The sequence below is a fragment of the Protofrankia symbiont of Coriaria myrtifolia genome, from assembly GCF_900634755.1.
GTDB classification, from domain to species: Bacteria; Actinomycetota; Actinomycetes; order Frankiales; family Frankiaceae; genus Protofrankia; species Protofrankia coriariae.
Genome location: NZ_CAAAFS010000316.1, coordinates 19045 through 45598, shown reverse-complemented (window position 1 = coordinate 45598; position 26554 = coordinate 19045). Strand labels below are relative to the sequence as shown.

Here is a 26554-nt window from a genome sequence, read left to right as displayed (position 1 = left end):
AATCAGCGCGGCCCGTGGCCGGCCAGGACCCGCTGCGAGATCGGCTGGCTGGCCAGCAGGGCGAGGTCACGACGTGCCGTGGTCAGCGCCAGGTCGGTCGGGGCACCCTCGGCCCCGTCCGTGTAGGCCAGCTGGATCACGATCAGATAGTGCCCGCTCACGGGGGCGGTCCGCCAGGAGTTGTCACCGGCCGGGTTCGTCACCGTCGCGCCGGGAAGCGACTCGGCCGGCACCGGCAGGGCCGGTACACCGCCCCGGCCCTCGGTGACGGCCCTGGCCGCGTTCACGGCGGTGCTCGCGTCGTTCAGGACGAGTACCGAGGTGGCCGCGAGCACCCGACGTCCGGAGGTGTCCGGCTCGGACAGGTACACCGCCCGGACGAGCTGCCGGCACCGGTCACCCGAGAGCGTGTTGGTGAGCTCGCCGGTCAGGTCCGGGCAGCCCGCGTCCAGCTTGTGCGCCAGCCGGGTGTAGGTGTGCAGGTTGAGGGTGACCCGGGGGGAGCCGAAGAACTCGGCTGCCGTGACCGGATCGGAGTCCGTCCGGGCACTGTTGATGAAGCTGGGGTTGGCCGCCGGCGCGGTGCTGGCCGTGGCCGACGGGCCTTTGGCATCGTCCCGGTCGCGACCCGCCAGGACGGCGATGGCCGCGAGGAGCACGACCGCGACGGCACCGATGATCATGATCGGTCTGGTGAGGCGGCCGATGGACAGGCGCCGCCCACGGGGAGCCGTACCGCTGGCGGGGCCACGGCCGGCGTCGTCGGCGCCGGGTGCGGCTGCCCGTGGGACGAACGCGACCGTCTGGTTGCGCTGGTCGCGCGCGTCCCCCCCAACGGAGGGCACGCTTGCGGGGCTTTCGGGCGACGCCGGGGTGGCCGGCGCTGCCGCGGTTTCCGTCGAGGTCTCCGAATCCCCCGGCGGTGCCGGGGCTTTCAAGGGGTTCGGGACCGTCGGTAGCGCTGAGCTCTTCGAGGGGGACGAGGCCGCTGACGGTGCCGAGGCCCGCGGTGGGACCGGGGGCTCGGAGGGCTCCGGGGCTTCGGCCGGCAGCCGGGTCGTGGCGGGTGCCGGAGAGCCGGCTGCCGGCTTGCCAGCGGCGCCGTCCTTCCTGCCCACTGGCACCGTGTCCCTGCTTGGCGTCACGCCGCCTCCGCCTCCGCCGCCTGGCGTCTCCGGCGCTGTGCCGCTGGTGGGCGCCTTCGGCGCTGTGCCGCCGCCTGGCGTCTCCGGCGAGCCGCTGGCGCTGGTCGACGGTGCGTCGTCCGCCGGCTGGCCGGCCGCTGGTCGTTCGCCCGCTGGCTGTTCCGCTGGTTGCCCGTCCGCCGGCTGGTTGTCCCGCGGTGCGGAGTCGGTCTCGCGGGTCGTGGGCGGGGTGGCGGCTGGCATGAGCACACTGTCCAGCGGCTGGACCGCGACCGTCCTGTCGAAGATCCCGGCGTCGGACGTCCACACGGGTCTGCGGATGGAGGCCGGCAACGTGTTCAGCGGGCCGAACAGCGGGTCGTCCGCCGGTGGGACCCATGGAACCACTGGATCCACCGTCTCGGCTGGATCCACTGGATCCACAGCCTCGACGGCGTCTCCCGAGGCGCCTGGTGGCTGCTCTGGCTTCTCGTCCATCCCCCGTAGACTACGATGTCCGACAGATCTTCGTAATGTTGAATGATCATTATATGGATGATCAGTGCGTGGGGGTCTCCGGTCGGTCGTGCCGATCGCCTGGTAGCCTCAAAGACTGCCGCTCATGGCAGGTAGCGGGGTCCGTATTCGGTCGCGCATCCTGACGCAGCCGGCGGCTTCCGAGCCACTCACCTGAGCGACTCGAAGGCACGACACGCATCCGCTGACAAGAAAAGGCAGACCTGTGCGCACGTACCAGCCCAAGCCCACAGACGTCCAGCGTGCCTGGCATGTCATCGATGCCACGGACGTGGTGCTCGGCAGGCTGGCCAGCCAGGCCGCCCATCTGCTGCGTGGCAAGCACAAACCGACGTTCGCCCCGCACATCGACACCGGCGACTTCGTCATCATCGTGAACGCCGGCAAGGTGGCCCTCAGCGGCAACAAGCGCGAGCAGGCCAAATACCATCGCCACTCCGGCTATCCCGGCGGTCTGCGCAGCGTCTCCTACGGGTTGCTGCTGGACACCCGGCCGCAGCTCATCATCGAGAAAGCCGTCAAGGGCATGCTGCCGAAGAACAAGCTGGGCCGGGCGCAGGGCACCAAGCTGAAGGTCTACGCCGGGCCGACGCATCCGCACCAGGCCCAGCAGCCCCAGCCGTTTGAAATCACCCAGGTCGCGCAGTAAGCCGCGGACCATCTGACCAGGAAGGACAGACGACGTGGCTGTCGTGACCGACACCCAGGGCAATCCCCGCGCCACCGGCCGGCGCAAGGAGGCCGTTGTCCGGGTACGCCTGCTGCCAGGCAGCGGCAAGTGGATTCTCAACGGGCGCTCCCTGGAGGACTACTTCCCCAACAAGGTGCACCAGCAGCTGGTCAACGAGCCGCTCAAGGCGGTGGACCGGGCCGAGTCCTACGACGTGGTCGCGCGGCTGCATGGCGGTGGGGTCTCCGGCCAGGCCGGCGCGCTGCGGCTCGCGCTCGCCCGGGCGCTGATCACCGCTGAGGAGGAATCCCGCCCGGTGCTGAAGAAGGCCGGTTTCCTGACCAGGGACGCCCGGGTCAAGGAACGGAAGAAGTACGGCCTGAAGAAGGCCCGGAAGGCACCCCAGTACAGCAAGCGCTGACGTTCCGGGATCGCCCCCGCTTCGTCCTGCTCGTTCGGACCGTTCGTTCGGAATATCGTTTGCGCGCTCCGTAGCCCGCGTGGCATCCACCCGGGCTACGGAGCGCGCGTCTATGCTTCTCCTTGCGTGTTCGCATACCCCAGGCGTGTCCTGGGGTGACGAGCGTGTGATCGAGCTTCTTCGCACGCGTCCGGAAGCTCCCAGGGCATTCGCCGGGCCGAGGAGCGTGTACGAAGAGCGCGTTCGCGCTTTCCCTCGCGCGCCCGCGGGCCGTCACGATGCCGGTGGCCTGGCGAGCGTGCGGCCATGGTCTTCATTCATGCCCTCGACAGGTCCCGGGGAATCCGGCGGGACCGCGGTCCGCGGGTGACGTCCGACACGGGATGAGCTGACGGCGGTGACCACATGGTGAGGCTTTTCGGTACCGACGGCGTTCGCGGGGTCGCCAACGTCGATCTCACGGCCGAACTGGCGCTGGGGCTGTCGGCGGCAGCCGTGGGGGTGCTCACCGAGCATCGTCCGCCCGGCTCCGGGCGCCCGACCGTGGTGGTCGGACGGGACACCCGTCCCTCGGGGGAGTTCCTGGAGGCTGCGGTCGTCGCCGGGCTCGCCTCGGCCGGCGCGGACGTGCTGCGCATCGGGGTGGTTCCCACGCCCACGGTGGCGCACGCGGTCATCAGTTCGGGGGCAGACCTCGGCGTGATGCTCTCGGCAAGCCACAACCCGATGCCGGACAACGGCATCAAACTGTTCGCCGCGGGCGGGCAGAAGCTGCCGGACGAAATCGAGGACGAGATCGCCGAACGCCTCGCCGCGCCGGTGCCCAACCGTCCCACCGGTGCGGCCATCGGCCGGGTCCGCGACGATCAGGCCCTTGTCGAAGGGTACGCGCGGTTCCTGCTGGCGGCCGTTCCCGCCGCGCTGACCGGCCTGCGGGTCGTGGTCGACTGCGCACAGGGAGCCGCGTACACGCTGGCGCCGCGCGTGCTGCGGGACGCCGGGGCCGACGTGGTCGCCCTGCACGCGGACGGGGACGGCACCCGGATCAACGACGGTTGCGGCGCCACCCATCTTCAGGCCCTCCAGGCGGCGGTGCTCGAACACGGCGCCGACGTCGGTATTGCGCACGACGGCGACGCCGACCGGTGCCTGGCCGTGGACGCCAACGGCGAGATCGTCGACGGCGACCAGATCCTCGCCCTGTCCGCGCTGGGGCTGCGCGAGCACGGCGAGCTCACCGACGACACGGTCGTGGTGACGGTGATGTCGAACCTGGGCTTCCACCACGCAATGCGGGATGCCGGGATCAACGTGGTCGCGACCCCGGTCGGCGACCGCTACGTCCTGGAGGCCATGCGCGAACGAGGGCTTGCCCTCGGCGGGGAGCAGAGCGGGCACGTCCTCTTCCTCCAGCATGCGACGACCGGGGACGGGCTGCTGACCGCCCTGCAGGTGCTCGGCCGGATGGCCGAGACGCAGCGTCCGCTCGCGGAGCTCGCCAAGGTCATGACGAGGCTGCCGCAGGTGCTCGTCAACGTCTCGGGTGTGGACCGGTCGAAGGTGTCCACGTCGCCGGAGCTCGCCGCCGCGGTCGCCGCGGCCGCGGCCGAGCTCGGGGACGACGGCCGGGTCCTGCTGCGTCCGTCCGGCACGGAACCGCTGGTCCGGGTCATGGTGGAGGCGCCGACCGGGGAGCAGGCCCAGGCGGTCGCCACCCGCCTGGCCGCGATCGTCCGCGACGCCCTGGGCTGAGGAGCCCTGGTTGAGGCGTCCTGGTTGAGGAGCCCTGGTTGAGGAGCCCTGGTTGAGGCGCCCACCGCGCTGCCCGCGGGCTCGCGCGTCCGAAGCGCTATTACCAGCGGCGAACGCGGCTATTACCGTCAGCGAACGCAAAGGCACGTAATGAGTCCTCTCCGGTGGGCCCGGGCCGCTGATTGCGTACGCTGACCGCATGTGTGGGATCATCGGGTACATCGGGGGACAGCCCGCGCTCGAGGTGGCTCTGGCCGGGCTTCGCCGGTTGGAATACCGGGGCTACGACTCGGCGGGCGTGGCCGTGGTCGTCGACGGCGGGCTGCATACTCTGCGCAGAGCGGGCAAACTGGCCAACCTGGAAAAGGCGCTGGCCGAATCGGCGACCAGCCCGCGGGGAACCGTCGGTATCGGTCATACCCGCTGGGCGACGCACGGCGGGCCGACGGACACCAACGCGCATCCGCACACCGACTGCACCGGCGCCATCGCCGTGATCCACAATGGGATCATCGAGAATTTCGCGAGCCTGCGGGCCGGCCTCGAGCGCGACGGGCACGAACTCGCCAGCGAGACCGACACCGAGATCGTCGCGCACCTGCTGGAGGACGAACTCGCCGCGGTGAGCGCCCCGGACGGGACCGCTGGGGCTGGGGCCGCTGAGGGAGCCGAGACGGCCGGGGCGAGCCGGCTGACCGAGGCCTTCCGCCGGGTGTGCCGCCGTCTGGAAGGCGCCTTCACGCTGGTCGTGGTGCACCGGGACCATCCCGACGTGGTGGTCGGGGCGCGGCGCAACAGCCCGCTCGTGGTCGGCGTCGGCGCCGACGAGACCTTCCTGGCCAGTGACGTCGCGGCCTTCATCGCGCACACCCGCAGCGCCGTGGAGATCGGCCAGGACCAGATCGTCGAGGCCCGCCGCGATGGCGTGACTATCACCGACTTCGCCGGCAACCCGGTCGAGGGCCGTCCGTACCACGTCGACTGGGACGCCAGCGCCGCGGAGAAGGGCGGCCACCCCTACTTCATGCTCAAGGAGATCAGCGAGCAGCCGACCGCCCTCGCCGACACCCTGCGTGGACGCCTCTCCAACGACGCCGAGATCGTCCTCGACGAGGAACGCCTGTCCGCCCAGGACTTCCGTGACGTGGACAAGGTGTTCATCGTCGCCTGCGGCACGGCCTACCACGCCGGACTCATCGCCAAATACGCCATCGAACACTGGACGCGGCTGCCCTGCGAGGTGGAGATGGCCTCGGAGTTCCGCTACCGCGACCCGGTCCTGGACCGTTCCACGCTTGTCGTGGCCATCAGCCAGAGCGGTGAGACGCTCGACACCCTGATGGCGGTCAAGCACGCCCGGGAGCAGAAGGCCCGGGTGCTGGCGATCTGCAACACGAACGGGTCGACGATCCCGCGGGAGTCCGACGCCGTCCTGTACACCCGCTGCGGCCCCGAGGTCGGGGTGGCCTCGACGAAGACCTTCCTCGGCCAGGTGGCCGCGTGCCTGCTGGTCGGGTTGTACCTGGCGCAGGTCCGGGGGGTGCTCTACGGCGACGAGGTCGCCCGGTACGTCGAGAAGCTGCAGGCCATGCCCGCCCTGGTGCGCCAGACCCTGGCCACGATCGAACCGATGCGGGCGCTTGCCCGCACCCTCGCCGACGCCAGGGCCGTGCTCTTCCTCGGCCGGCACGTCGGCTATCCGGTCGCTCTGGAGGGCGCTCTCAAGCTCAAGGAGCTCGCCTACATGCATGCCGAGGGTTTCCCGGCCGGGGAACTCAAACACGGCCCGATCGCGCTCGTCGAGGAGGGGCTGCCGGTCGTCGTCGTGGTGCCGTCTCCGCGGGGGCGTTCGCACCTGCACAGCAAGATTGTTTCCAACATCCAGGAGGTTCGGGCCCGCGGTGCGCGGACCATCGTCATCGCGGAGGAGGGCGACACCGTTGTGGAGCCCTACGCCGAGCATCTGATCCGGGTGCCGGCGACGCCGACCTTGTTCGCCCCGCTGGTGACGACGCTGCCGTTGCAGGTCTTCGCCTGCGAGCTGGCTCTCGCCCGCGGCCTCGATGTCGACCAGCCGCGAAATCTCGCCAAGTCCGTCACCGTCGAGTAGCCACCGCGGGCGGGTCGTCGCGAGGCCGGTGCCGACCGGATCCTGTACAGGACGGCTGGGACCGGGCTGACGAGGACGGGACGGTCTGTCCCAGCTTCCGTTCCCAGCTCGTCGCGTATCCGCGCTGACCAGGCTTTGTTCGTGCCGGCCGGGCCTGTCGCCCGATGGTGGGCGGATAAGGTGGTGGGGCGGATGTGCCGGCCCTGGTTCATCCAGGTGGTGAACGGTATATCTCCGTTGGGCTCGCTGCGTCGGGGTCGCTGCGCCGAGGCCTCGCCACCGATCTGTTCCACGGATCCGCTCCGCTGATCTACGGGGTCCTGTTGAGGATTCATCGAGGGATCGTCGGGAGCAGCATGACAAGTTGTCGAATATTTGGTTTTCGGAGTGAAATCGGCGACAAATCCGGCTGGCTGGCGTTCTTCTGTTGACCTGAGTCAATGCCGGCTAAGAAACTTTCTCCAGGCTCACGGACGGGCCGGTCGGCTCCCCGGGCATGAGGAGCGCCGCCCGAGGGCCGTAAGGGGAACAGAACCGGAACAAAATCAGATGCACCGGCTCCCGCGAGCGATTCGGGCGGCCCAGCTCCCGCGGATGACTGGACTGGTTCTCGAGCCCGCCCGGCCGGTAAAGCCGATCCGACGGGCTCGCCGGGCGCGGGAAGAACATGATCGCGCCGCTGCTGACCCGCCGACCACGGTCAGCCGCGGGCGTGTGGCCCACGGTTGACCACCGGCCGCTGTCGCCGTCCGTACCGCGGGCGTGTCCACGGGTGGTCCGGCCAGCCGATGATCATCGGGATCGTATGGCTGGATCGTCCGCCCGTTCGTGCACGCCCCGCCCTGGCGGTCCAGGTCCCGTATCCGACGGGACTGTCGACCGTCGCCGCGGGCGCCGTGACCCCGCGTCCGCGGCGACAGGCCGCTACCGGCGGCGGTGGGCTGTCGGGAGGAAACATCCCTTCTGGTCGTCTGGTAGGCCTCCCGCGTGGATGTCTCTGTCGGTGGACGTCGAGGGACGCACTACAGCCCGTGGCCGCTGGGCTCGGTTCAGGCCGGGTCGGGACCGGGACTCATCCGATCGGATGCGGACGCCGCCAGCGTGCCGCGGCCTCGCGCAGATCCATGGCCAGGACGTCGTTGACGGCGGCACTGGTCGACCACCAGGTCGACCAGTGCCGGCCCGTCCAGGCTCTCGAGGAAGTCACGCAGGTCGATGGGCTGGCCGTCGGCGTCGTAGAAGCCGTCGTCGCTGTCCTCGTCGGGGTCGATGGCGCCCGTGGCCACCAGCGCCAGCGCGACGGCGTGCGCGCAGAACTGTTCGACGGCGCCGGTCGGACAGGTGCAGGTCGAGCCCGGTGTTCCGTCGATCACCGAGAGCTGGGTGTGGGTGAGCTGGTCGCCGTCCACGGTGCCGGACGCGCTGCTCGGCCGGATTCTCAGGTCGCCGACCCGTCCCTGCAACGCGAGGGCGACGCCGCGGGTGAACTCGCCCAGGCCCGCAAGGCGCGCGCACTCGTCCTCGTCGAAGACTGCATGCAACGGTGTGATGGCGATGTCGTCATGTCCGTTTGGCCCCGACTGGTTGACGATCATCGGGTAATTCTACGAGACATGCCGTCTGCGGGTACGCGGCCCTGGCGGTCGGCCACAGCTCACGGCCCTGGTGCGCGGCCCTGGCGGTCGGCCCGGTCCACTGTCGCGGCGCACGGACGACGTGATCCCGCGACGGCCGTGCGCTCGCGCCACAGCCGCGACCGGTGACCGGCCGTGGCACGAGCCGCCGCCGTGCCCGTGCCTGGCAGGCTCGGGCGCACGGCCGTGGCGCCCGTTGCCGCGGAAAGCTGACCACAAGCGCTGCGACGTGGCCGCTGGCCGTCTGCCGAGGACCATCGTCTCCGCGTGGGTACCGGCCGGTTGTCCGTGGGCATCGAGGGGACGGGCGGGACGGCCCGCCGGGAAAGACGAGAGCATGGCGGCATGAGGTCTGCGCACACCGTCGCTCAGGTCCGTCAGGCCGAGGCGCGGCTGCTCGCCAGCCTGCCCCCGGGCCTGCTGATGCAGCGGGCCGTGCACGGGCTGCTGTCCCACGCGGCCCGCCGACTCGGGCGAGTGTACGGCGCCCGGGTCGTTGTGCTGGCCGGTGGCGGCGACAACGGCGGCGACGCGCTGTGGGCGGGCGCGCGGCTGGCCGCCCGGGGCGCCCGGGTGGACGCGCTCGCCCCGGGCCGGACGCATCCCGCCGGGACGGCGGCGCTGCTCGCCGCGGGTGGCCGCCTGCACACGGTGCCCGGCCCCGAGCCGGCTGACGGGCAGCCGCCGGGGCCTGGGACACCGGCCGGTGACGACACGGCCGCACGGCTGCTCGCCACGGCCGACCTCGTCCTTGACGGTCTGCTCGGTATCGGTGGCAAGGGCGGTCTGCGGCCGGGGTACGCCTGGCTGGCGGTACGCGCCCCCCGGGAACGGACCGTCGCCGTGGACGTCCCGAGCGGGGTGGACAGCGACACCGGGGCGGTGGTCGGCCCGGCGATCCACGCGAGCAGCACGGTGACCTTCGGCACCTACAAGCGTGGCCTGCTGGTCGGGGCCGGGGCGGAGCACGCGGGCGAGGTGGAACTGGTCGACATCGGTCTCACCCTCCCGGCCGCGGACCTTGTCGCGCTGGACGACGCAGACGCGGACCTCCTCCTGCCCGTCCCCGCGTCGACGGACTCCAAGTACACCCGCGGGGTGCTGGGCCTGGTCGCGGGCAGTGACAGCTACCCGGGTGCGGCCGTGCTCGCCACCGGCGGGGCGCTGCGCGCGGCCGCGGGCTACCTGCGGGTGGTCAGCACCCGGGTGGCCGCCGACCACGTACGCAGGGCGCATCCCGAAGCGGTCGTCACCGAGATCGACCCCGGTGACGCCGACGCCGTCCTCGCGGCCGGGCGGGTACAGGTGTGGGCCGTTGGTTCGGGGCTGCCCGCGGACGGGCACACCGCCCGGATCGTGGCCGCCCTGCTGACCGCCGACGTTCCCCTGCTGCTCGACGCCGGCGCTCTGGGCGTGCTGGCCCAGGATGCCGGATACGCTCGCGCGCTGCGGGAGCGCGCCGCGCCGACCCTGCTCACACCGCACGAAGGCGAGTTCGTCCGGCTCGTGGCGGCACTCGGCTGGAACACGGAGACGACCGTGGGCGAACTGGCCGCGGACCGGCTCGCGGTGGTGCGCCGCTGCGCTGCCGAACTCGGCGCGACCGTTCTGCTGAAGGGCAATCGCACCCTGATCGTCGACCGGGACGGGCTGGCACGGGTGAACACCACGGGCACGCCATGGCTTGCCACGGCCGGCAGCGGGGACGTCCTGACCGGCCTGTGCGGCTCGTTGCTCGCCGGTGGCCTCGATGCGCTGGACGCTGGCAGCGTGGGCGCCCATCTGCACGGCCGGGCGGCCTCGCGCGCGGGCCGTCCGCTGGCGGCGTCCGACCTGCCCGCGCTGCTGCGGCAGCGCCGGACGCGGTGACGGCCGGGGGCCGACATCGACAGTCGTGGCTCCTTGCGTCCGTTGTCCTGTCTGTCGCACGGCTCCTCCTGTTAGTGATCAGTTGTTAGTGATCGGCGGCTTCCGGTTGCCTGGGCCTCGTGGCCTGGCGTCCGCGGCGTGACGGACCGGCCGCCGGAGCACCGGGAGGCAGCCTGTGGCCGCGGGGATCCCGGGCGCGGAAAAGCGTGATCGTGCTGTCTGTCGTCGCCGGGGTGAACAGCCCAGGGCGATACCCCGACGGTGCGCTCCGTGTCCCCGGTGCGCCAGCCCCGCGGCGCACCTGTGGACAACCGGCTGTTGTCCACAGCCCCGGCCGGCGGCCTCGGCAGGGCACCGTCGGCTGTGCTGTCATCGACATCCCGGCGCTGACATCCCGGCCGGGCCCGGCCGTCGCAGCACGCCACGGTCCACCGGCCGTGACGAGGTGAGGTGAAATGATCTCAGGGTCTCCCGCTCGGGCACCGGCGACTCCGACGATCTTGTTACCGTCGAAGTGCGGCGCGCCACGACATCCCGACACGGGTCGACACAACTGGCCGAACAGGTCAGGAAGGCTCCGGATGACAACGCAGAGTGAAGGTTTGCGCGCCTGCGCCATCGTGGACCTGGACGCGGTCCGTGCGTCGGTGGCGACCCTGGTCGCCCGCGCCGGGAACGCCGCGACCATGGCGGTGGTGAAGAGCGACGGCTACGGGCACGGGATGTCCGCGTGCGCACGCGCCGCTGTGGAGGCGGGCGCGAGTTGGCTCGGGGTCGCCGTCATCGAAGAGGGGCTCGCGTTGCGTGCCGCCGGTTTCACTGTCCCGGTCTTCGCCTGGCTCACCGCCCCGGGAGAACCGCTCGCCGACGCGCTCGCCGCCGACATCGACCTCTCCGCGTCGGCTCCCTGGATGCTGGCGGAGATCGCCGCGGCTGCCCGACACACCGGCCGGCGAGCCCGCGTCCACCTCAAGGCCGACACCGGCCTGGGCCGAGGCGGCGCCACCGAGGCGGACTGGCCATCCCTGTGCGACGCGGCGGCGGCGCTGGCCGCCGAGGACCTGATCGAAGTGACTGGCGTGTGGAGCCATCTGGCCTTCGCCGACTCGCCCGGCCATCCGACCGTCCGCGGCCAGATCGGGCGTTTCGCCGACGCGGTCACCATCGCCGAGAAGACCGGTCTGCGTCCGCAGGTGCGTCATCTGGCCAATTCGGCGGCGACGCTGGTCAGCCCGGATGCCCGTTTCGACATGGTACGTCCGGGAATATCCGTGTACGGGCTGTCGCCAGGGCCGCAGGTCGGTTCGCCCGCGGCCCTGGGCCTGCGTCCGGCCATGACGTTGACCGCCCGGCTCGCGCTGGCCAAACGGGTACCGGCGGGCAGCGGGGTGTCCTACGCCCACCGGTACACCACCGCCGTGGCGTCGACCCTTGGACTGGTACCGCTCGGGTACGCCGACGGCGTCCCGCGGGCGGCCGGCAACACCGCCGAGGTGCTGCTCGCGGGCCGACGCCGGCGGATAGCCGGAACCGTCTGCATGGACCAGTTCGTGGTCGACGTCGGCGATGATCCGGTCCAGGCCGGCGACCAGGTGATCCTGTTCGGGTCGGGGGAGCACGGCGAACCCACCGCACAGGACTGGGCGGACGCCCTCGGCACGATCAACTACGAGATCGTCACCAGGGTCGGTGTCCGGGTGCCCCGCGTCCACCTGAACGCCTCCGACGGGCCGCGGGGCACCGGCCGGCAGGCCCCAGGCGGGCCGGGCGCCGCCCGGCCCGCTCCCGGAATGGCCGGCAGCGCGCCGGCCGCTGTCGGCCCGTCTGATGCCGGTCTGTCCGGCGCTGGTTCGTCCGGTCCAGGCCTTCCCGGTGCCGGCCCGTCAGCGCCAGGATGGCTCCCGTCATGAGCGCTTCCCTGGAAACAGACGGTGTGAAAGCGGGCGGTGCGGGCGGCGCCGCACGGGCCACGGTGGCCGATCGGCTCCTCGGTATCGGCGGCGGTGTCGTCCGGGTGAGCCGTGCCATCACCTGGACGCGGGCGGCCCGGGCGGCGGGGGTCACGGGCCTGGTCACGGCGGCCGTCATAGGCACGGCGGCGGAACGGCGGCTGGCGCGTATCCGTGCCGAGCGGGCCGGCGCGGCCGAGGAGGAGCCGGTCGACCCGGTCGGCGGACGGCCGACCACGGTGATCACCTCTGACGGGGTGCCGTTACACGTGGAGATCGTCGGCGACGCCGACGCACCGCTCACCATCGTGTTCGTGCACGGCTTCTGTGTCAGCCTCGACTGCTGGACGTTCCAACGCCGGGACTTAGCCGACTGCGGTCGGCTGGTGTTCTACGACCAGCGGGCACACGGCGCATCGGGCTCCTCGGAGCTCGCGGGGTGCACGATCGACCAGCTTGGTGACGATCTGTACCGGGTGCTTGGCGAGGTGGTGCCGACCGGCCCGGTGGTGCTCGTCGGGCACTCGATGGGCGGGATGACGATCCTCGCGTTGGCCGACGCCCACCCGGAACTGTTCGAGGACCGGATCGTCGGGGTTGCCCTCGTGTCGACCAGCGCCGGTAGCCTGGCGACGGTCACCTTCGGTCTGCCCGCGACGGCCACGCTGGCGCTGCGCGCCTGCCTGCCCGGCCTCGCGATCGGCATGCGCTACGCCCCGTCGCTGCTGGAACGGGGCCGCCGCCACAGCGGTGACCTGGCCTGGGTCATCACCCGCCGGGTCGGCTTCGGCTCGAGCGAGGTGGAACCGGCCGTGGTGTCGCTCCTGGAGAAGATGGTGACCGCCACGCCGCTGCACGTGGTCGCGGCCTTCTTACCCGCGCTGGTCTCTCACAACAAGCTGCTTGCCGCGGCGGTGCTGGTGACGACGCCGACACTGATCCTCGTCGGTGACGCCGATGTGATGACCCCGGTGGAACACAGCCGTACGCTCGCCGCAGCGCTCCCCGAGGCGGACCTGGTGGTCGTGCCCAACGCCGGCCACAGCGTCCTCCTGGAGCGCCCGGACGAGGTCAACGCGGCGCTGCGTACCCTCATCCAGCGGGCGAGGGTACGTCGGCCGCACCCGGACAACCCGATCGTGCCCGCTCCCCGGGACCACGGGACAGACGACATCCGCGCATGAGTACTCCGCGGCCGACGCCCGTGGGTACGACAGCGGCGACGCCGTCCGGCGGCCCTGACCAGCCCTTGATGTCGACGCCTGTGCGTCGTGGGGTGTGAGCGGGACGGGACACGGACCCGCCGCGGCGGCGACACCACCGGTACGACAGCCTCTGGTGTGAACGGAGCCGGACAGGACATGGACGGCAGGTATCGCCCACCAGCGTCCGTGGGGACGAAGTTGTGGCCCGAGGGCGTGAACATGACGGCCTGAACGTGATGGCCTGGATGTGACGGCATGCGTGCGACAGGTGTGAGCGTGATCTCGTGAGGTGGATGTTGTGAGTGGCCCGGATACACCCCTGCCCCCTCGTGCCTCCCCGCGCGCCGGCGTTGTTGTGGCCAGGGCCAGGAGCAGGGGAGGCGGGCTGGTGGTCGAGGCCGAGGAGGCCGATGACACCCGCGAGGTCGGCAGGCGGCTGGCCGCCGTGCTGCGCGCGGGCGACCTCGTGATCCTCGCCGGGCCGCTCGGCGCCGGCAAGACCGTGTTCGTCCAAGGTGTTGCCGCGGGCCTGGGCGTTGCCGGGGCGGTCACCTCCCCAACCTTCGTGATCGCCCGGGTGCACCGGGGCGGCCGGGTGCCCCTGGTGCATGTGGATGCCTACCGCCTGGGCGGGCTCGCCGAGGTCGAGGACATCGATCTCGATGCCGACGTCGAACGGTCCGTGACCGTGGTCGAATGGGGCTCGGGCCTGGTGGAGGGGCTGGCCGGCACACATCTACGGGTGGAGATCGCCCGTCCCGAGGACGCGGCACCGGCGTCTCCCACCGCCACGGACACCTCCGTCAGTGACGCCTCCATCAGCGCGGACGCCGGTGACAGCGTGGGTGCCCCGGCCAGCGCGGAGGCCGCCGGCGCCGCTGATACGGGTGGGGTGCCCGATGCCGGGGGACAGCGCGTGATCCGCATGGCTGGCAGCGGCGGGGACTGGCCGCGGCGCCTGTCGTTGTTGGTGCCGTTGCCATCGTCGGCGGGACGGCAGTGAGCCCGCCGGTTCCGCCGACTTCGTCGGCTCTGCCGGCCTCGCCGCACCGGCCGGAGCCGAGCCGTCCATGATGGATCATGGAGTGATTTCGCGGTTGGTGACCAGCTAGGCTGGCGGACGTGCTGCTCATCGCTCTTGACACGGCGACACCCGCCTGCTCCGTCGCGCTCGTCGACGTAGCTCACGGGTACCCGCCCGGCTTGTCGGACGCGGCAGCCACGCCGGCCACGGCCGGACAGCCCGCGGTGACCGAGGCCGACGGGTCCGAGGCGAGGGCGGTCGTGGGAGGGCAGGCCGTCGTCGTGACGGGCCGGGCGGCGCGCCAGGTCGTCGATCCGCGACGGCATGCCGAACTGCTCGTACCGCTGGTCCGGGAGGTTCTCGACGAGGCGGCGGTACGTCCCGCCGATCTCGACGGCGTGGTGGTGGGCCTCGGGCCCGGCCCGTTCACGAGCCTGCGGGTGGGGGTGGTGACCGCGGGGGCATTCGCGGACGCTCTCGGTAAGCCCGCCTATGGCATCTGTTCGCTCGACGGTGTCGGCGCCGGCCTCACGGGCCGGGTGGCCGTGGCGACCGACGCGCGACGCCGTGAGGTCTACTGGGCGGTCTACGCGGACGGCGCACGCGTCGCTGGGCCCTTCGTGGACCGGCCGCGGGCCGTCGTCGACGCGCTGCGCGAGATGTCCGCCAGCCGGCTGGTCGGCCCGGGAGCGGCGCTGTACCCGGACGTGTTCGCCGACCTCGCAGGCCCCGGCCCGCATCCGTGGCCGGCCTCCACTCCGGCTTCCGCTCCGGCCTCCGCAACGGGCGCACGGACCGGCGCGGGCCCGGATACACGCGCTGGTACAGGCTCCGGAACGCGGAGCGGCGCGGGCCCGGGCCAGACTCCCGGGCCGCCGCGAACGGCCGATCCCGGCTACCCCTCGCCGGTCGTTCTCGCCCGGTTGGCCGCCGCCGACGTTCTCGCCCGCCGGCCGCCAGCACCGCTGGTCCCGCTGTACCTGCGCCGGCCGGACGCGGCCGAGCCACACCCGCCAAAGGCGGTCGCCGTATGAGTGCCCGGGCGAGGCATCCGAACGCCCGGATGAGGAGCGGCCGTGCGCGGTGGTCATGTGACATGAAGGATCATCGAGCGTGTACGGCTGTCCTGACGCACCGGCTGTCCGATCATCGGAGTGCCCTCACCTGGGCCCCACCCGGAGAGCGATCGTGAATTCCCCCATTCCGCCGGATGACACGGACAATCTTCAGCAGACCGGGAACAACGTTCCCATCACCGACGATGTTCGTCTGGACGCGAGAAGCCCGCGTGACGTGGCCGCCCCCCGGGACGCAGACGGCGTTCCTGGGGATGTCTCCGTCCCCGGGAACGGCGCCGCTCCCGCCGCGGACGCTGTTCGGCGCGGTCAGGTCGGCCAGGTCGTGTTCGAGCCACTGCGCTGGTGGCATCTTGGCGACATCGTCGTCCTGGAACGGAAGATCTTCGCCGAGGACGCGTGGACGCCCGAGCTGTTCTGGTCCGAGCTGGCCCAGGGCGCGGCGCGGCACTATCTGACCGCCGTCCGCGACGACCAGATCATCGGTTATGGAGGGCTCGCGGTACACGACGACGAGTCCTACATACAGACCCTCGGGGTCGCCGCGGACGCCCGTGGCCGCGGTGTCGCCACCCGGCTGCTGGTCGCGCTGCTGCGCCACGCCCGCACCCGGGACGCCCGCCGCTGCGAGCTGGAGGTACGCACCGACAACGCCGTGGCCCAGTCTCTGTACCGGCGGCTGGGGTTCGTCGAGCTCGGGGTACGCAGGGGCTACTACCAGCCGTCCGGGGCCGACGCCTACGTGATGTCGGCCGACCGAATACACACCGGTGACTACGGCAGGATGTTGGACGCGGCCGAGCAGGCGGTGTCGAGGTGAGCGGGCGCCGCGCCGGGGACGCGCCGCTGGTGCTGGGGATCGAGACCTCCTGCGACGAGACCGGGGTGGGCCTGGTCCGCGGCGGGGTGCTGCTCGCGGACACGCTCGCCTCCTCCGTCGACGAGCACGCCCGTTACGGCGGGGTCATCCCCGAGATCGCCGCCCGCGCACACCTCGAGGCGATGGTGCCCACGGTGGACCGGGCGCTGTCCCAGGCGGGGCTGCGCCACCGCGACGTGGACGCGGTCGCGGTCACCGCCGGTCCTGGCCTCGCCGGTGCGCTGCTGGTCGGGGTGGCGGCGGCCAAGGCGTACGCGCTCGCGCTCGGCGTCCCGCTCCACGGCGTCCATCATCTGGCCGCGCACGTGGCGGTCGACACCCTTGAGCACGGGCCGCTGCCAGGGCCGTCGATCGCGCTGCTGGTCTCCGGCGGGCACTCGTCGCTGCTGCTCGTCCCGGATCTCGCCCGCGGCGAGGTGAACTCGCTCGGAGCGACCGTCGACGACGCCGCCGGTGAGGCGTACGACAAGGTCGCCCGGCTGCTGGGCATGCCGTTCCCGGGCGGCCCGCCCATCGACCGGGCGGCTCGCGACGGCAGCCCGACGATCCCCTTCCCGCGTGCCAAGGCGGCCGACGGCACCTTCGACTTCTCCTTCAGCGGGCTGAAGACGGCGGTGGCCCGGTGGGTGGAGGCGCGGGGGCGGGCCGGTGAGCCGGTGCCCGTCGCCGACGTCGCCGCGTCCTTCCAGGAGGCGGTCGTGGACGTGCTGACCGCGAAGTCGGTCGCGGCCTGCCGGGCCCACGGCGTGGACACGCTGGTGGTCGGCGGCGGGGTGGCGGCGAACAGCCGGCTGCGGGCCCTGGCGGAGGCCCGCTGCGAGGCCGCCGGCATCACGCTGCGGGTACCCCGGCCCGGGCTGTGCACCGACAACGGCGCGATGGTCGCGGCCCTCGGCTCCCTCCAGGTCGAGGCTGGTGTGCCCCCGTCCCCCCTGGACATCCCCGCCTCCTCGACCCTCCCGTTCTGACCGGGCCGCTTCCCGCGTGACGTGACTGTTGCCTGCGGGAGAGGGGAGACGCGGACGCCTGCCAGGGTCGCGGATCGGCGCGGACAGAGCGCGGACAGAGCATGGTGGCGGACGGTTGCCTGGTTGGTGTTTTCGGTCACACGCCGCTCTGGTCGAAGATGGATGCTGTGGCTGGTGTGACGCGTATGTGGGAGGCGCGGGCGGCGCCAGGGCGGGTGGACGAGCTGGTGGGCTGGCTCGGTCAGGCCCTGGCGGGTACCGCGGCGGAGATCTACCGGGGGGTCGGCGACAACAGCGACGTCGTGGTGGTCCTTTTCCACCCGTTCGGGACCGGGCCCTCGGCGGCTGCTCCGGTGGAGGCCGGTGGCGCGACGCGGCGTGATCACGCGTCCGTTGTCGCGAACATTCCATCGGGGCTGCTCGCGCGTTCGGGACAGGCATGGGACTTTGAGCGCGTATCGTCACCCGGACCGGATATCAGTGACCGGTGGGGAGACCGATGAAAAGAAGCGTTGTCACCGGCGGTGCCGGCTTTCTGGGATCACACCTGTGCGAACGGCTGCTCGACGAGGGTCATGCGGTCGTCTGCCTGGACAACTTCATCACCGGGACCCCGGCGAATGTCGCGCATCTGACCGGGCACGAGCACTTCCGACTCGTCCGCTGTGATGTGACTGATTATGTTCATATTGCTGGCTCGGTCGACTATGTGCTGCATTTTGCGTCACCGGCGAGCCCCATTGACTACCTGAATCTACCGATTCACACCCTGAAGGTCGGTTCGATCGGCACCCTGCACGCTCTCGGTCTCGCCAAGGAGAAACGGGCGCGGTTCGTGCTGGCGTCCACCTCGGAGGTCTATGGGGATCCGCAGATCCATCCGCAGTCGGAGGACTACTGGGGCCATGTCAACCCGGTGGGGCCGCGGGGCGTGTACGACGAGGCGAAAAGGTTCGGCGAGGCGCTCACCATGGCCTACCGGCGCAGTCACGGCGTGGATGCCGGAATTATCCGGATCTTCAATACCCATGGGCCGCGGATGCGCCCCAACGACGGCCGGGCGATTCCCACCTTCGCGACCCAGGCACTGCGCGGTGAACCCATCACCGTCGCCGGTGACGGAAGTCAGACCCGGTCGATCATATATGTCGACGACCTGGTGGAGGGAATCGTGCGGATGACGTTTTCCGGTCATCCCGGCCCGATGAACATCGGTAATCCGCACGAGCTGCCCATTCTTGAGCTCGCGCAGCTGGTCCGCGAGGTGGTCAAGAGCGAGTCTCCCATCACGTTCGTTCCTCGTCCCGAGGACGATCCGACGGTCCGTCAGCCCGACATCTCCCTGGCCCGGCGGATCCTGGGCTGGGAGCCTGCCGTCGACCTGCGCAGCGGGCTCGACAGCACGGTCTCCTGGTTCCGTGAGCATCCGGACGTCGCCCGCCCGGACGTCGACCGACCAGGCTGACGGAACCCCGGCCAGGTTGGCGGGACCGCTGCCCCGCTGCTGCCCCGTCGTCGCGCGGGCCGCTCTTGACAGTTCTGGCCGTGTTGGTTGACGTGGGCGGGACGGGTGCTAAGTTGGCACTCGGCACGTGAGAGTGCCAGCGACGACAGGCGCCTGTTCACCCGCGACGGCAGGCCGCCAGGGTCGCTCTCTCATCCAGCGCAGGAAGGGGGAGGTCGATCGTGACGACCGCCACCAAGGTTGCGATCAAGCCGCTCGAAGATCGCATTGTCGTACAGCCGTCCGATGCCGAGCAGACCACCGCGTCGGGCATTGTGATCCCGGACACGGCCAAGGAGAAGCCGCAGGAGGGCACTGTCCTCGCGGTGGGCCCAGGCCGTTTCGAGGATGGCAAGCGGGTCCCGCTCGACGTCAAGGTCGGCGATGTCGTGCTGTACAGCAAGTATGGCGGCACCGAGGTCAAGTACGCCGGCGAAGAGTACCTGGTTCTCTCCGCTCGCGACGTTCTGGCGATCATCGAGAAGTAGGTATCCGGCAAGGATCCTCAAGGGCGTGTTTCGCCAGCCCGGACGGCACCCGGGCGATATTCGGACGATATGCACAGCTGTACCCGTCCGTATTCGTCCATATGCATCTGTATGCAGCTGTTCGTCCGGATCGGCGAAACACGCCCGCTCGCCATCGGGCCGTGCCCGGTGGGCATCGGTCGATGCGGACGGCTGTCGTCCAGGCGCCGATTCGCGCGATCTGACGATCCACCGGACCCGGCCCAGGGCCACCAGGGTGCACGATCACGGCTTTCCGCGCGTGCCCGGGGGCCCGAAGGGATTCCAGGGCACGCCCTGAGCCGGTTCGGGAGGACCACCTAAATGCCCAAGATCCTGTCGTTCGGCGAGGACGCCCGCCATGCCCTTGAACATGGTGTGGACGCCCTCGCGGACGCTGTGAAGGTGACGATCGGCCCGCGTGGCCGCAACGTCGTCATCGACAAGTCCTACGGCGCGCCGACGATCACCAATGACGGGGTGACGATCGCGCGTGAGGTCGAGCTGACCGACCCCAACGAGAACCTGGGTGCGCAGCTCGCCAAGGAAGTCGCCACCAAGACCAACGACGTCGCCGGCGACGGCACCACCACCGCCACCGTCCTCGCGCAGGCGCTGGTCCGCAGCGGTCTGCGCCAGGTGGTGGCCGGGGCGCCGCCGCTGGCGCTTAAGATCGGTATCGAGGCCGCTGTCGAGGCCGTCTCGAAGGCCCTGCTGGAGCAGGCCATCGAGGTCGACTCGAAAGAGGTCATCGCCCACGTCGCCGCCATCTCGGCGCAGGACACGAAGGTCGGCGAGCTGATCGCCGAGGCGATCGACCGGATCGGCAAGGACGGTGTGATCACCGTCGAGGAGAGCCAGACCCTGGGCCTGGAACTCGAGCTCACCGAGGGGCTGCAGTTCGACAAGGGCTACATCTCCCCGTACTTCGTCAGTGACGCCGACCGCATGGAGGCCGTCCTCGAGGACGCCTACGTGCTGCTGTATCCCGGCAAGATCAGCGTGCTGAGCGACATCCTCCCGCTGCTCGAGAAGGTGGTGGAGGCCCGCAAGCCGCTGTTGATCATCGCCGAGGACGTCGAGGGTGAGGCGCTGTCGACCCTGGTCGTCAACGCCGTCCGCAAGACCTTCCAGGTCGTCGCGGTCAAGGCCCCCGGTTTCGGCGACCGGCGCAAGGCGATCCTGCAGGACATCGCCGTGCTCACCGGCGGGCAGGTCGTCGCCTCCGAGGTGGGCCTGAAGGTCGACTCCGTCGGCTTGGACGACCTCGGCCGGGCTCGCCGGATCGTCGTCGACAAGGACAGCACGACCATCATCGACGGCTTCGGTAACGAGGCGAGCGTTGCCGACCGGGTCCGCCAGCTCCACAGCGAGATCGAGACCACCGACTCGGACTGGGACCGCGAGAAGCTGCAGGAGCGGGTCGCCAAGCTCGCCGGCGGGGTCGCGGTGATCACGGTCGGCGCGGCCACCGAGGTCGAGCTCAAGGAGAAGAAGCACCGTCTGGAAGACGCTGTCTCGGCCACCCGCGCCGCGGTGGAGGAGGGCATCGTCGCCGGTGGCGGGTCGGCTCTGGTGCACGCGGCCGCGGCGCTCGCCGACGGCCTGGGCCGCACCGGGGACGAACTGGCCGGAGTGCGCATCGTCCGGGACGCGCTCGACGCCCCGCTGATCTGGATCGCGCGCAACGCCGGTCACGAAGGTGCAGTGATCGTCTCCAAGGTCAAGGAGCAGCCGGTCGGCAGCGGTTTCAACGCCGCTCGCGGCGAGTTCACCAACCTGATCGCGGACGGCGTGGTCGACCCGGTGAAGGTGACCAGGTCAGCCGTGGTGAACGCCGCGTCGATCGCTGCGCTGCTCATCACGACCGAGAGCCTGGTCACGGAGAAGCCGGCCAAGCCCGAGGCGGAGGCCGGCCACGGCCACAGCCACGGTGGGCACTCGCACTCGCACGGACCGGCGTTCTGACCGTGCGGAACCGCCCACGGCCGTATGCCGCCTCCGCTGGGCACACGGCCTGAGCGGTACGGGCAGCCGCCAGTACGAGTTCTGATCGATACAGGTCCCTTACCGGTAGGGAGTCACCGGCAAAGGAACCACCGGCAAAGACCTGTCGGTAAGGGACCTGTCGGTAAGGGGCCTGTCCCCACCCCCAGGCTCCAGGGATCTTCTCCCCGGAGCCTGGATGCCCCGGCACCGTCTGTCTCCGGCGTACGGAACGCCGGAGACAGACGGCAACGCCGGAGGCGACGCCGCGAAGACAGCATCGTGAAATACGCGTCAGAGGCCCGGTAGGACGACACTGACCGTCCTGCCGGGCCTCTGACGCGTTCGCCGTGGGTCCCCGCGGCGCGGTGGTCACACATCGCGGGTGGTCCACTCGGTGGGGTCGCCTTGTCCGTACATCTCGCTACGAGAGCGCGGACGCCGCGGGCACCGGCCCGGCCCGGCGATCACCGTGATCGTGGCCGCGCCGGCCGTGCCAGTTGTGATCACGGATGCCCCGGCATGCTCAGCACGCCGGGGCGAGCCCCGGGCGGGCCGGACTGTGCCGCCCCGCTCCGCGCCGTGTTCGGCCGGTCAGGATGGCCTCCCGCTCGGATTCGCTGAGCCCGCCCCACACCCCGTAGGGCTCGCGAGCCTGCAGGGCGTGCTCCGCGCATGCCTGGATCACGGGACACCGCGCGCAGACGGCCTTGGCGGCCGCCTCGCGGGCCGCGCGGGCCGGGCCTCGCTCCCCTTCTGGGTGGAAGAAGAGCTCGGTGCTCTCCCCACGGCAGGCGCCGTGAAGCTGCCACTCCCACTTCTCGGCACCGGGGCCTGGAAGTCGTCGGACGTCGGTCATCGGCCTGAGCCCCCCTCTCAACCATGGGCGGCTGGCGCCGCAGCTACACCGTAGTACCGCGCCATATGTTGTTCAACATTGAGAATCACTCGACGCGTAGTCGTTCGGAGCCGGTTCGTCGCCAAGTTGTGGGTACGGTCGCCGAGAGCCACCATGAGCGCTGTGACCCCCTCCCCGGACCCGGCGGAGCGCAATCCGCGGTACACCGTCGCCGCGGTTGCCCGACGGCTGGGTATCGCGCCCGCGACCCTGCGTACCTGGAACCGCCGGTACGGGCTCGGTCCGGCCGACCATGTTTCCGGTACCCGTCGCAGGTACGACCCACACGACCTGGCCCGGCTGGAGTTCATGTGCCGTCTCACCCAGGCCGGGATCGCGCCGGCGGAGGCGGCCCGCATGGCCAGGAGCGCGCTTCCCGAGGACCTGCCGGAACCGCGGTGGCCGGCGCCACTGCGACAGGTCGAAAGTGAGACACGTTCCGTAGCCGGCGCCGATCAGCCGGACGGGCCTGACGTCCAGGAAGCCGGTCAGCCGCGTACCGGCCGGCCGGTCGTGATCTCGATCTCCTCCGGCGACGGCCGTGGCACCGTCGGGAACATCTCCGCGCCCGCCGTCATCGCCGGGCCGGCTGCGAATGCTGTCGGCCCGGCGGCAGACGGCCCGGTGGCGGACCTGGTCGGGTCCGACCGCGTGGCCGAGGCGGGCGTGGCCGAGGCGGGCATGGCCGAAGCGAGAGGGTCGGGTGGCCGGGTGCTGTCGCTGGCGGGTGCCGGCATCGCAGCCCGCGGCCTCGCCCGCGCGGCCATGGCGCTCGACTCGTCCGCGGTGACCCGCATCCTGGCCCAGGCGGTCGAGACCGACGGTGTGGTCGCGGCCTGGCAGGACCTGGCGTGCCCGGTGCTCGCCGCCGTCGGCCGACGATGGGAGCTACGCGGTGACGCGGTCGACGTCGAGCATCTGCTCAGCGAGTGCGTCGCGACGGTTTTCCGCCGGGTGGCAGACCGTGACATGGACGCCCACGCCCGTCCGGTGCTGCTCGCGTGCGCTCCGGACGAGCGGCACAGCCTTGCCCTCAACGCGGTCGCGGCCGGGCTGGCCGAACGGGGGATACCCGCCCGTGTCCTCGGTGCCGCTGTACCGGCCGCCGCGCTGCGGACCGCGGTCGTACGTACCGGTCCGGCCGCGGTGTTCCTCTGGTCCCAGCGCCGAGCCTCGGCGGACGCTCAGGTGTGGCGCGACTTACCGACGACCCGGCCGTCGACGTCGATCGTGGTGGGGGGCCCCGGCTGGCGCGGGGCGATCGTCGCGCCGCAGGTCCGCTGCGCGCAGTCCCTGCCCGAAGCGCTCGATCTCCTCACTCCTTCCCTGGGATGAAGAAGCGGTCCTGGGACGAACGAAGCGGTCCTGGGACGGAGAAGTGGCCCTGGGACGAATGACGCGGTTCCCTGGGTGAGGAAGCGCTTCCCCGGTGTGAAGAAGCAGACCTGGTTGTGAAGAAGCAGAACGCCCACTGGTTCTGCCGCTGCCGCGTCCTCTGATCGGCGGTTTTGGAGGGCGGGCCGGCTGTTGGCGGGCACGGCGGGCAGACGTGAGCAAGGATGCGGATCCGATGCCGTTCCGGCAGCGACAGGCTCAGATCGTTGCGAGCGCTCTCATGCCTGGGCGGAAGCGCGTCGAAAGAAGGCCAGGGGAGAAGGGGCGGGGGCGGTCAGCGGGAGTCGGCTTCCGATGCCTCGCTCGTCTCGTAGACACCGTCGGCGTAGCCGCGCGCGTAGTCCCAACTGACGTAGCAGGAGGGATCCGGGGCGTAGGCGGGTTCGTGCACTCGGGTGCGGCCCTCGTCGAGCAGATGGCGCAGATTGCCGGTGAGAAGATCCCAGCTGAAGAAGTGCGGTTCCGCGCATCCTTCGCAGTCGACGACGAGACCGCGGTAGCCGCGGGGTTCCAGCAGGGTCCGGAAAACGTCGAGATCGCCGAGTTCGGCGAGCACCTCCTCGCGTTCCTGCGGCGACAGAGGCTCCAGCAGATCGCTGTCCTCGACCGGGTCCAGACGGGCGAGTTCTGCGGTCGGATCCTCGGGGTCGCCCCCGAAGGGGTCGAGAGGCTCGTTGCTCACGCCGACCACGCTACGCCGGACTGGGCCCCTTAGTGGTCCCGATCGGCGACCCCAGGCGCTGGTGTGTGCCCGTATCGCCTCTTTACCGCGGCTACGGACCGTTTCGGGTACGCCGTATCGCGAGCCGGTTCCGAAGAATGATCAGTGCGCTGTGTGGCAGCCCGCGGCCGTGCGGCCTTTGGCCGGAGCACGTTCCTGACGTCTTCGGACACGTGAAAAATCATGATCGAGTGTTCTTTGGCCTAGCATGTAGAGCTTGAAGCTCGTACTGATGGCCTGCCGCTCCGGGCGGCCCGCTGGTCGCGCCGGTCGCGGCGCTGCGGGTCGGCGCCGGTGGTTGCGGCGTGGGGCCTGGTGGGAGCCGGTCGGTACGGGCCGGCCACGGCAGGGTCGGTCCACGGAGCCGGGCTACGGAGCCGAGCCACGCCGGCTGGCGCCGCGGCCGAGTGGGCTGTCACGCCAGGGCCGGGAAGGCCAGGCCGAGAAGATGACGGCCGGGAGAGCTATGGCCGGGCGGACGGCGGCTGGGAAGGCAACGGCCGCCGAGAAGGCAACGGCAACGGCCGGGAAGGCCTGGGAAGGCGCGGTCGGGAGTGCCGTGCGGGTGCGGTGCCGGCACGGCGAACAACAAAGGGTGAACGGAAGGTGTCATGAACAGTCCCATTGTCCGGCCGGCCGTGTCTGATCCGGAGTCGGTGCTGCCAACGAAGCTGGCCACGCTGGGGCTGACCTTCGACGACGTACTGCTGCTCCCGGCGGAATCGGACATCATGCCGTCGGAGGCGGACACGTCCACGTGGTTGTCCCGCCATATCCGGCTTGCCATTCCGATGCTGTCCTCGGCGATGGACACCGTCACCGAGTCGCGGATGGCGATCGCGATGGCCCGCCAGGGCGGAGTGGGCGTGCTGCACCGGAATCTTTCCGTGGACGACCAGGCGCAGCAGGTCGACATGGTGAAGCGTTCCGAATCGGGAATGATCACCTCTCCGATCACCTGCGGCCCGGACGCCACCATCGACGAGGCCAACGAGTTGATGGCTCGTTACCGGATATCCGGCGTTCCGGTGACCGAGTCCGACGGCCGGCTCCTCGGCATCGTGACCAACCGTGACATCCGGTTCGAGCGGGACCATTCCCGGTCGGTGCGTGACGTGATGACGCCGATGCCGCTCGTCACGGCGCCGGTGGGTGTGTCGGCCGACGACGCGCTGGCTCTGCTGCGGCGGCACAAGATCGAAAAACTTCCCCTGGTGGACGACCGGGGCCGCCTGCGCGGTCTGATCACCGTCAAGGACTTCACCAAGCGCGAGCAGTACCCGCGGGCGACCAAGGACGCCGACGGCCGGCTGGTGGTCGGCGCCGCCATCGGGGTGGGGGAGGACGCCTACAAGCGCGCCCAGGCCCTGGTGCGCGCGGCGGTCGACTTCCTGGTCGTCGACACCGCCCACGGCCATTCCCGGGCGGTGCTGGACATGGTGCGCTGCATCAAGGCCGACCTGCCGACCAGGGCCGACGGCAGCCCCCTCGACGTCATCGCCGGCAACGTCGCGACCGCGGACGGCGCCCGCGCGCTGGTGGAGGCGGGCGCCGACGCCATCAAGGTGGGGGTCGGGCCCGGCTCGATCTGCACCACGCGGGTGGTGGCCGGGGTCGGCGTGCCGCAGATCACCGCGATCTACGAGTGCGCACAGGTCGCCCGGGAGCACGGCATCCCGGTGATCGGCGACGGTGGGATGCAGTACTCCGGGGACATCGCCAAGGCGATCGCGGTCGGGGCGGACACGGTGATGCTCGGCAGCCTGCTGGCCGGCGTCGACGAGAGCCCCGGCGAGCTGATCTTCATCAACGGCAAGCAGTACAAGGCATACCGCGGGATGGGGTCGCTGGGCGCGATGCGCAGCCGGGGCACCACCACCTCCTACTCGAAGGACCGCTACTTCCAGGACGATGTCCTCTCCGACGACAAGCTCGTGCCGGAGGGCATCGAGGGGCAGGTCCCGTACCGGGGGCCGCTGGCCGCGGTGGCCCATCAGCTCGTCGGCGGCCTGCGGGCGGCCATGGGGTACACCGGCTCGCCGACGATCGCCGCCCTGCAACGGGACGCCCGGCTCGTGCGCATCACCGCCGCGGGCCTGAAGGAGAGCCACCCGCACGACATCCAGATGACCGTCGAAGCACCGAACTACAACTCGCGGTGACGCACGCGCCGTCCCGAGGAGCGGGCCGGTGGTCCCGCCCTTCGGGACGGGCCGGCTGCGCCCCGCTGGGAGGGCACCACCGGTGATGCCACTGGGAGGATGCCATCGATGACGCCGGTGGACCGATGACGTCGGTGGGAGGATGTTGCCGGTGGAGGGACCC

Annotated in this window: 21 protein-coding genes; 17 read left to right on the top strand and 4 right to left on the bottom strand. The window is 71.0% G+C overall.

Features of this window, described 5'->3' with window-relative positions; all coding sequences use genetic code 11:
- Positions 1-2: 2 nt before the first annotated feature.
- On the bottom strand, positions 3-1532 hold the full coding sequence (locus CM1CMNOD_RS18345; protein ID WP_013875083.1) for a hypothetical protein: 1530 nt from the start codon (positions 1530-1532) through the stop codon (positions 3-5).
- A 334-nt stretch (positions 1533-1866) separates the two neighbouring features.
- Between CM1CMNOD_RS18345 and rplM the strand changes: the two genes are divergently transcribed.
- The 4 genes from rplM to glmS all read left to right on the top strand — a co-directional run bounded on the left by rplM (position 1867) and on the right by glmS (position 6614).
- Positions 1867-2310, top strand: a complete 444-nt coding sequence (gene rplM, locus CM1CMNOD_RS18340; protein ID WP_013875082.1) for a 50S ribosomal protein L13 — start codon at positions 1867-1869, stop codon at positions 2308-2310.
- A 34-nt stretch (positions 2311-2344) separates the two neighbouring features.
- Positions 2345-2752 (top strand): 30S ribosomal protein S9, encoded by a 408-nt coding sequence (gene rpsI, locus CM1CMNOD_RS18335; protein ID WP_013875081.1) that lies wholly within the window; start codon positions 2345-2347, stop codon positions 2750-2752.
- A 405-nt stretch (positions 2753-3157) separates the two neighbouring features.
- Positions 3158-4504, top strand: a complete 1347-nt coding sequence (gene glmM, locus CM1CMNOD_RS18330) for a phosphoglucosamine mutase (protein WP_013875080.1) — start codon at positions 3158-3160, stop codon at positions 4502-4504.
- 199 nt (positions 4505-4703) lie between these two features.
- Positions 4704-6614, top strand: a complete 1911-nt coding sequence (glmS, locus tag CM1CMNOD_RS18325; RefSeq protein WP_013875079.1) for a glutamine--fructose-6-phosphate transaminase (isomerizing) — start codon at positions 4704-4706, stop codon at positions 6612-6614.
- A gap of 1049 nt (positions 6615-7663) precedes the next feature.
- On the opposite strand, the gene CM1CMNOD_RS21955 is transcribed toward glmS, so the two are convergent.
- On the bottom strand, positions 7664-8209 hold the full coding sequence (locus tag CM1CMNOD_RS21955) for an SWIM zinc finger family protein (RefSeq protein ID WP_013875077.1): 546 nt from the start codon (positions 8207-8209) through the stop codon (positions 7664-7666).
- A gap of 384 nt (positions 8210-8593) precedes the next feature.
- Between CM1CMNOD_RS21955 and CM1CMNOD_RS18315 the strand changes: the two genes are divergently transcribed.
- The 11 genes from CM1CMNOD_RS18315 (at position 8594) to groL (ending at position 21197) form a co-directional block, all read left to right on the top strand.
- The gene (locus tag CM1CMNOD_RS18315) at positions 8594-10117 is read left to right on the top strand and encodes an NAD(P)H-hydrate dehydratase (RefSeq protein WP_013875076.1); all 1524 of its coding nucleotides are present in this window, start codon (positions 8594-8596) and stop codon (positions 10115-10117) included.
- Positions 10118-10698: 581 nt separating this feature from the next.
- Positions 10699-12027, top strand: a complete 1329-nt coding sequence (alr, locus tag CM1CMNOD_RS18310; protein WP_013875075.1) for an alanine racemase — start codon at positions 10699-10701, stop codon at positions 12025-12027.
- Positions 12024-13250: an alpha/beta fold hydrolase gene (locus CM1CMNOD_RS18305; RefSeq protein WP_013875074.1), complete on the top strand. Its 1227-nt coding sequence runs from the start codon at positions 12024-12026 to the stop codon at positions 13248-13250. Before alr ends, CM1CMNOD_RS18305 begins: the two co-directional genes overlap by 4 nt.
- A gap of 406 nt (positions 13251-13656) precedes the next feature.
- Complete coding sequence (tsaE, locus tag CM1CMNOD_RS24520) at positions 13657-14274, top strand: tRNA (adenosine(37)-N6)-threonylcarbamoyltransferase complex ATPase subunit type 1 TsaE (RefSeq protein ID WP_043607130.1); 618 nt, start codon at positions 13657-13659, stop codon at positions 14272-14274.
- Between the two features lie 119 nt (positions 14275-14393).
- A complete protein-coding gene (tsaB, locus tag CM1CMNOD_RS18295; protein WP_013875072.1) occupies positions 14394-15329 on the top strand; it encodes a tRNA (adenosine(37)-N6)-threonylcarbamoyltransferase complex dimerization subunit type 1 TsaB in 936 nt (311 codons plus the stop codon).
- Positions 15330-15483: 154 nt separating this feature from the next.
- Entirely contained in the window at positions 15484-16191 is a 708-nt protein-coding gene (rimI, locus tag CM1CMNOD_RS18290) for a ribosomal protein S18-alanine N-acetyltransferase (RefSeq protein ID WP_013875071.1), read from the top strand.
- Positions 16188-17219, top strand: coding sequence for a tRNA (adenosine(37)-N6)-threonylcarbamoyltransferase complex transferase subunit TsaD (gene tsaD / locus CM1CMNOD_RS18285; RefSeq protein ID WP_013875070.1), 1032 nt, complete (start codon positions 16188-16190; stop codon positions 17217-17219). The genes rimI and tsaD overlap by 4 nt, the downstream gene beginning before the upstream one ends.
- Positions 17220-17386: 167 nt before the next feature.
- A complete protein-coding gene (locus tag CM1CMNOD_RS18280) occupies positions 17387-17722 on the top strand; it encodes a hypothetical protein (RefSeq protein WP_237702863.1) in 336 nt (111 codons plus the stop codon).
- Entirely contained in the window at positions 17719-18684 is a 966-nt protein-coding gene (locus CM1CMNOD_RS18275; RefSeq protein ID WP_013875068.1) for a UDP-glucuronic acid decarboxylase family protein, read from the top strand. The genes CM1CMNOD_RS18280 and CM1CMNOD_RS18275 overlap by 4 nt, the downstream gene beginning before the upstream one ends.
- Before the next feature lie 218 nt (positions 18685-18902).
- Positions 18903-19211 (top strand): co-chaperone GroES, encoded by a 309-nt coding sequence (gene groES, locus CM1CMNOD_RS18270; RefSeq protein ID WP_043604033.1) that lies wholly within the window; start codon positions 18903-18905, stop codon positions 19209-19211.
- Positions 19212-19553: 342 nt separating this feature from the next.
- Positions 19554-21197: a chaperonin GroEL gene (groL, locus tag CM1CMNOD_RS18265; RefSeq protein ID WP_013875066.1), complete on the top strand. Its 1644-nt coding sequence runs from the start codon at positions 19554-19556 to the stop codon at positions 21195-21197.
- 544 nt (positions 21198-21741) lie between these two features.
- Here groL and CM1CMNOD_RS18260 read toward each other — a convergent pair.
- Positions 21742-22074 carry a WhiB family transcriptional regulator gene (locus CM1CMNOD_RS18260; protein WP_013875065.1) on the bottom strand — a complete coding sequence of 111 codons (333 nt, stop codon included), beginning with the start codon at positions 22072-22074 and terminating at the stop codon, positions 21742-21744.
- A gap of 153 nt (positions 22075-22227) precedes the next feature.
- Here CM1CMNOD_RS18260 and CM1CMNOD_RS22565 point away from each other — a divergent pair, with 153 nt between their 5' ends.
- Entirely contained in the window at positions 22228-23448 is a 1221-nt protein-coding gene (locus CM1CMNOD_RS22565) for a MerR family transcriptional regulator (protein ID WP_013875064.1), read from the top strand.
- Between the two features lie 334 nt (positions 23449-23782).
- Here CM1CMNOD_RS22565 and CM1CMNOD_RS18240 read toward each other — a convergent pair whose 3' ends face one another.
- The gene (locus CM1CMNOD_RS18240; protein ID WP_013875063.1) at positions 23783-24199 is read right to left on the bottom strand and encodes a DUF5319 domain-containing protein; all 417 of its coding nucleotides are present in this window, start codon (positions 24197-24199) and stop codon (positions 23783-23785) included.
- A 641-nt stretch (positions 24200-24840) separates the two neighbouring features.
- On the opposite strand from CM1CMNOD_RS18240, the gene guaB reads away from it, so the two are divergent.
- Positions 24841-26391: an IMP dehydrogenase gene (gene guaB, locus CM1CMNOD_RS18235; RefSeq protein WP_013875062.1), complete on the top strand. Its 1551-nt coding sequence runs from the start codon at positions 24841-24843 to the stop codon at positions 26389-26391.
- The last annotated feature ends 163 nt before the right edge of the window (positions 26392-26554 follow it).

Coding starts and splice junctions, on each gene's coding strand:
- glmM (WP_013875080.1), top strand. CDS start 3,158: ATGGTGAGGCTTTTCGGTACCGACGGCGTTCGCGGGGTCGCCAACGTC.
- glmS (WP_013875079.1), top strand. CDS start 4,704: ATGTGTGGGATCATCGGGTACATCGGGGGACAGCCCGCGCTCGAGGTG.
- CM1CMNOD_RS21955 (WP_013875077.1), bottom strand. CDS start 8,209: ATGATCGTCAACCAGTCGGGGCCAAACGGACATGACGACATCGCCATC.
- CM1CMNOD_RS18315 (WP_013875076.1), top strand. CDS start 8,594: ATGAGGTCTGCGCACACCGTCGCTCAGGTCCGTCAGGCCGAGGCGCGG.
- alr (WP_013875075.1), top strand. CDS start 10,699: ATGACAACGCAGAGTGAAGGTTTGCGCGCCTGCGCCATCGTGGACCTG.
- CM1CMNOD_RS18305 (WP_013875074.1), top strand. CDS start 12,024: ATGAGCGCTTCCCTGGAAACAGACGGTGTGAAAGCGGGCGGTGCGGGC.
- CM1CMNOD_RS18275 (WP_013875068.1), top strand. CDS start 17,719: ATGAAAAGAAGCGTTGTCACCGGCGGTGCCGGCTTTCTGGGATCACAC.
- groL (WP_013875066.1), top strand. CDS start 19,554: ATGCCCAAGATCCTGTCGTTCGGCGAGGACGCCCGCCATGCCCTTGAA.
- CM1CMNOD_RS18260 (WP_013875065.1), bottom strand. CDS start 22,074: ATGACCGACGTCCGACGACTTCCAGGCCCCGGTGCCGAGAAGTGGGAG.
- CM1CMNOD_RS22565 (WP_013875064.1), top strand. CDS start 22,228: ATGAGCGCTGTGACCCCCTCCCCGGACCCGGCGGAGCGCAATCCGCGG.
- guaB (WP_013875062.1), top strand. CDS start 24,841: ATGAACAGTCCCATTGTCCGGCCGGCCGTGTCTGATCCGGAGTCGGTG.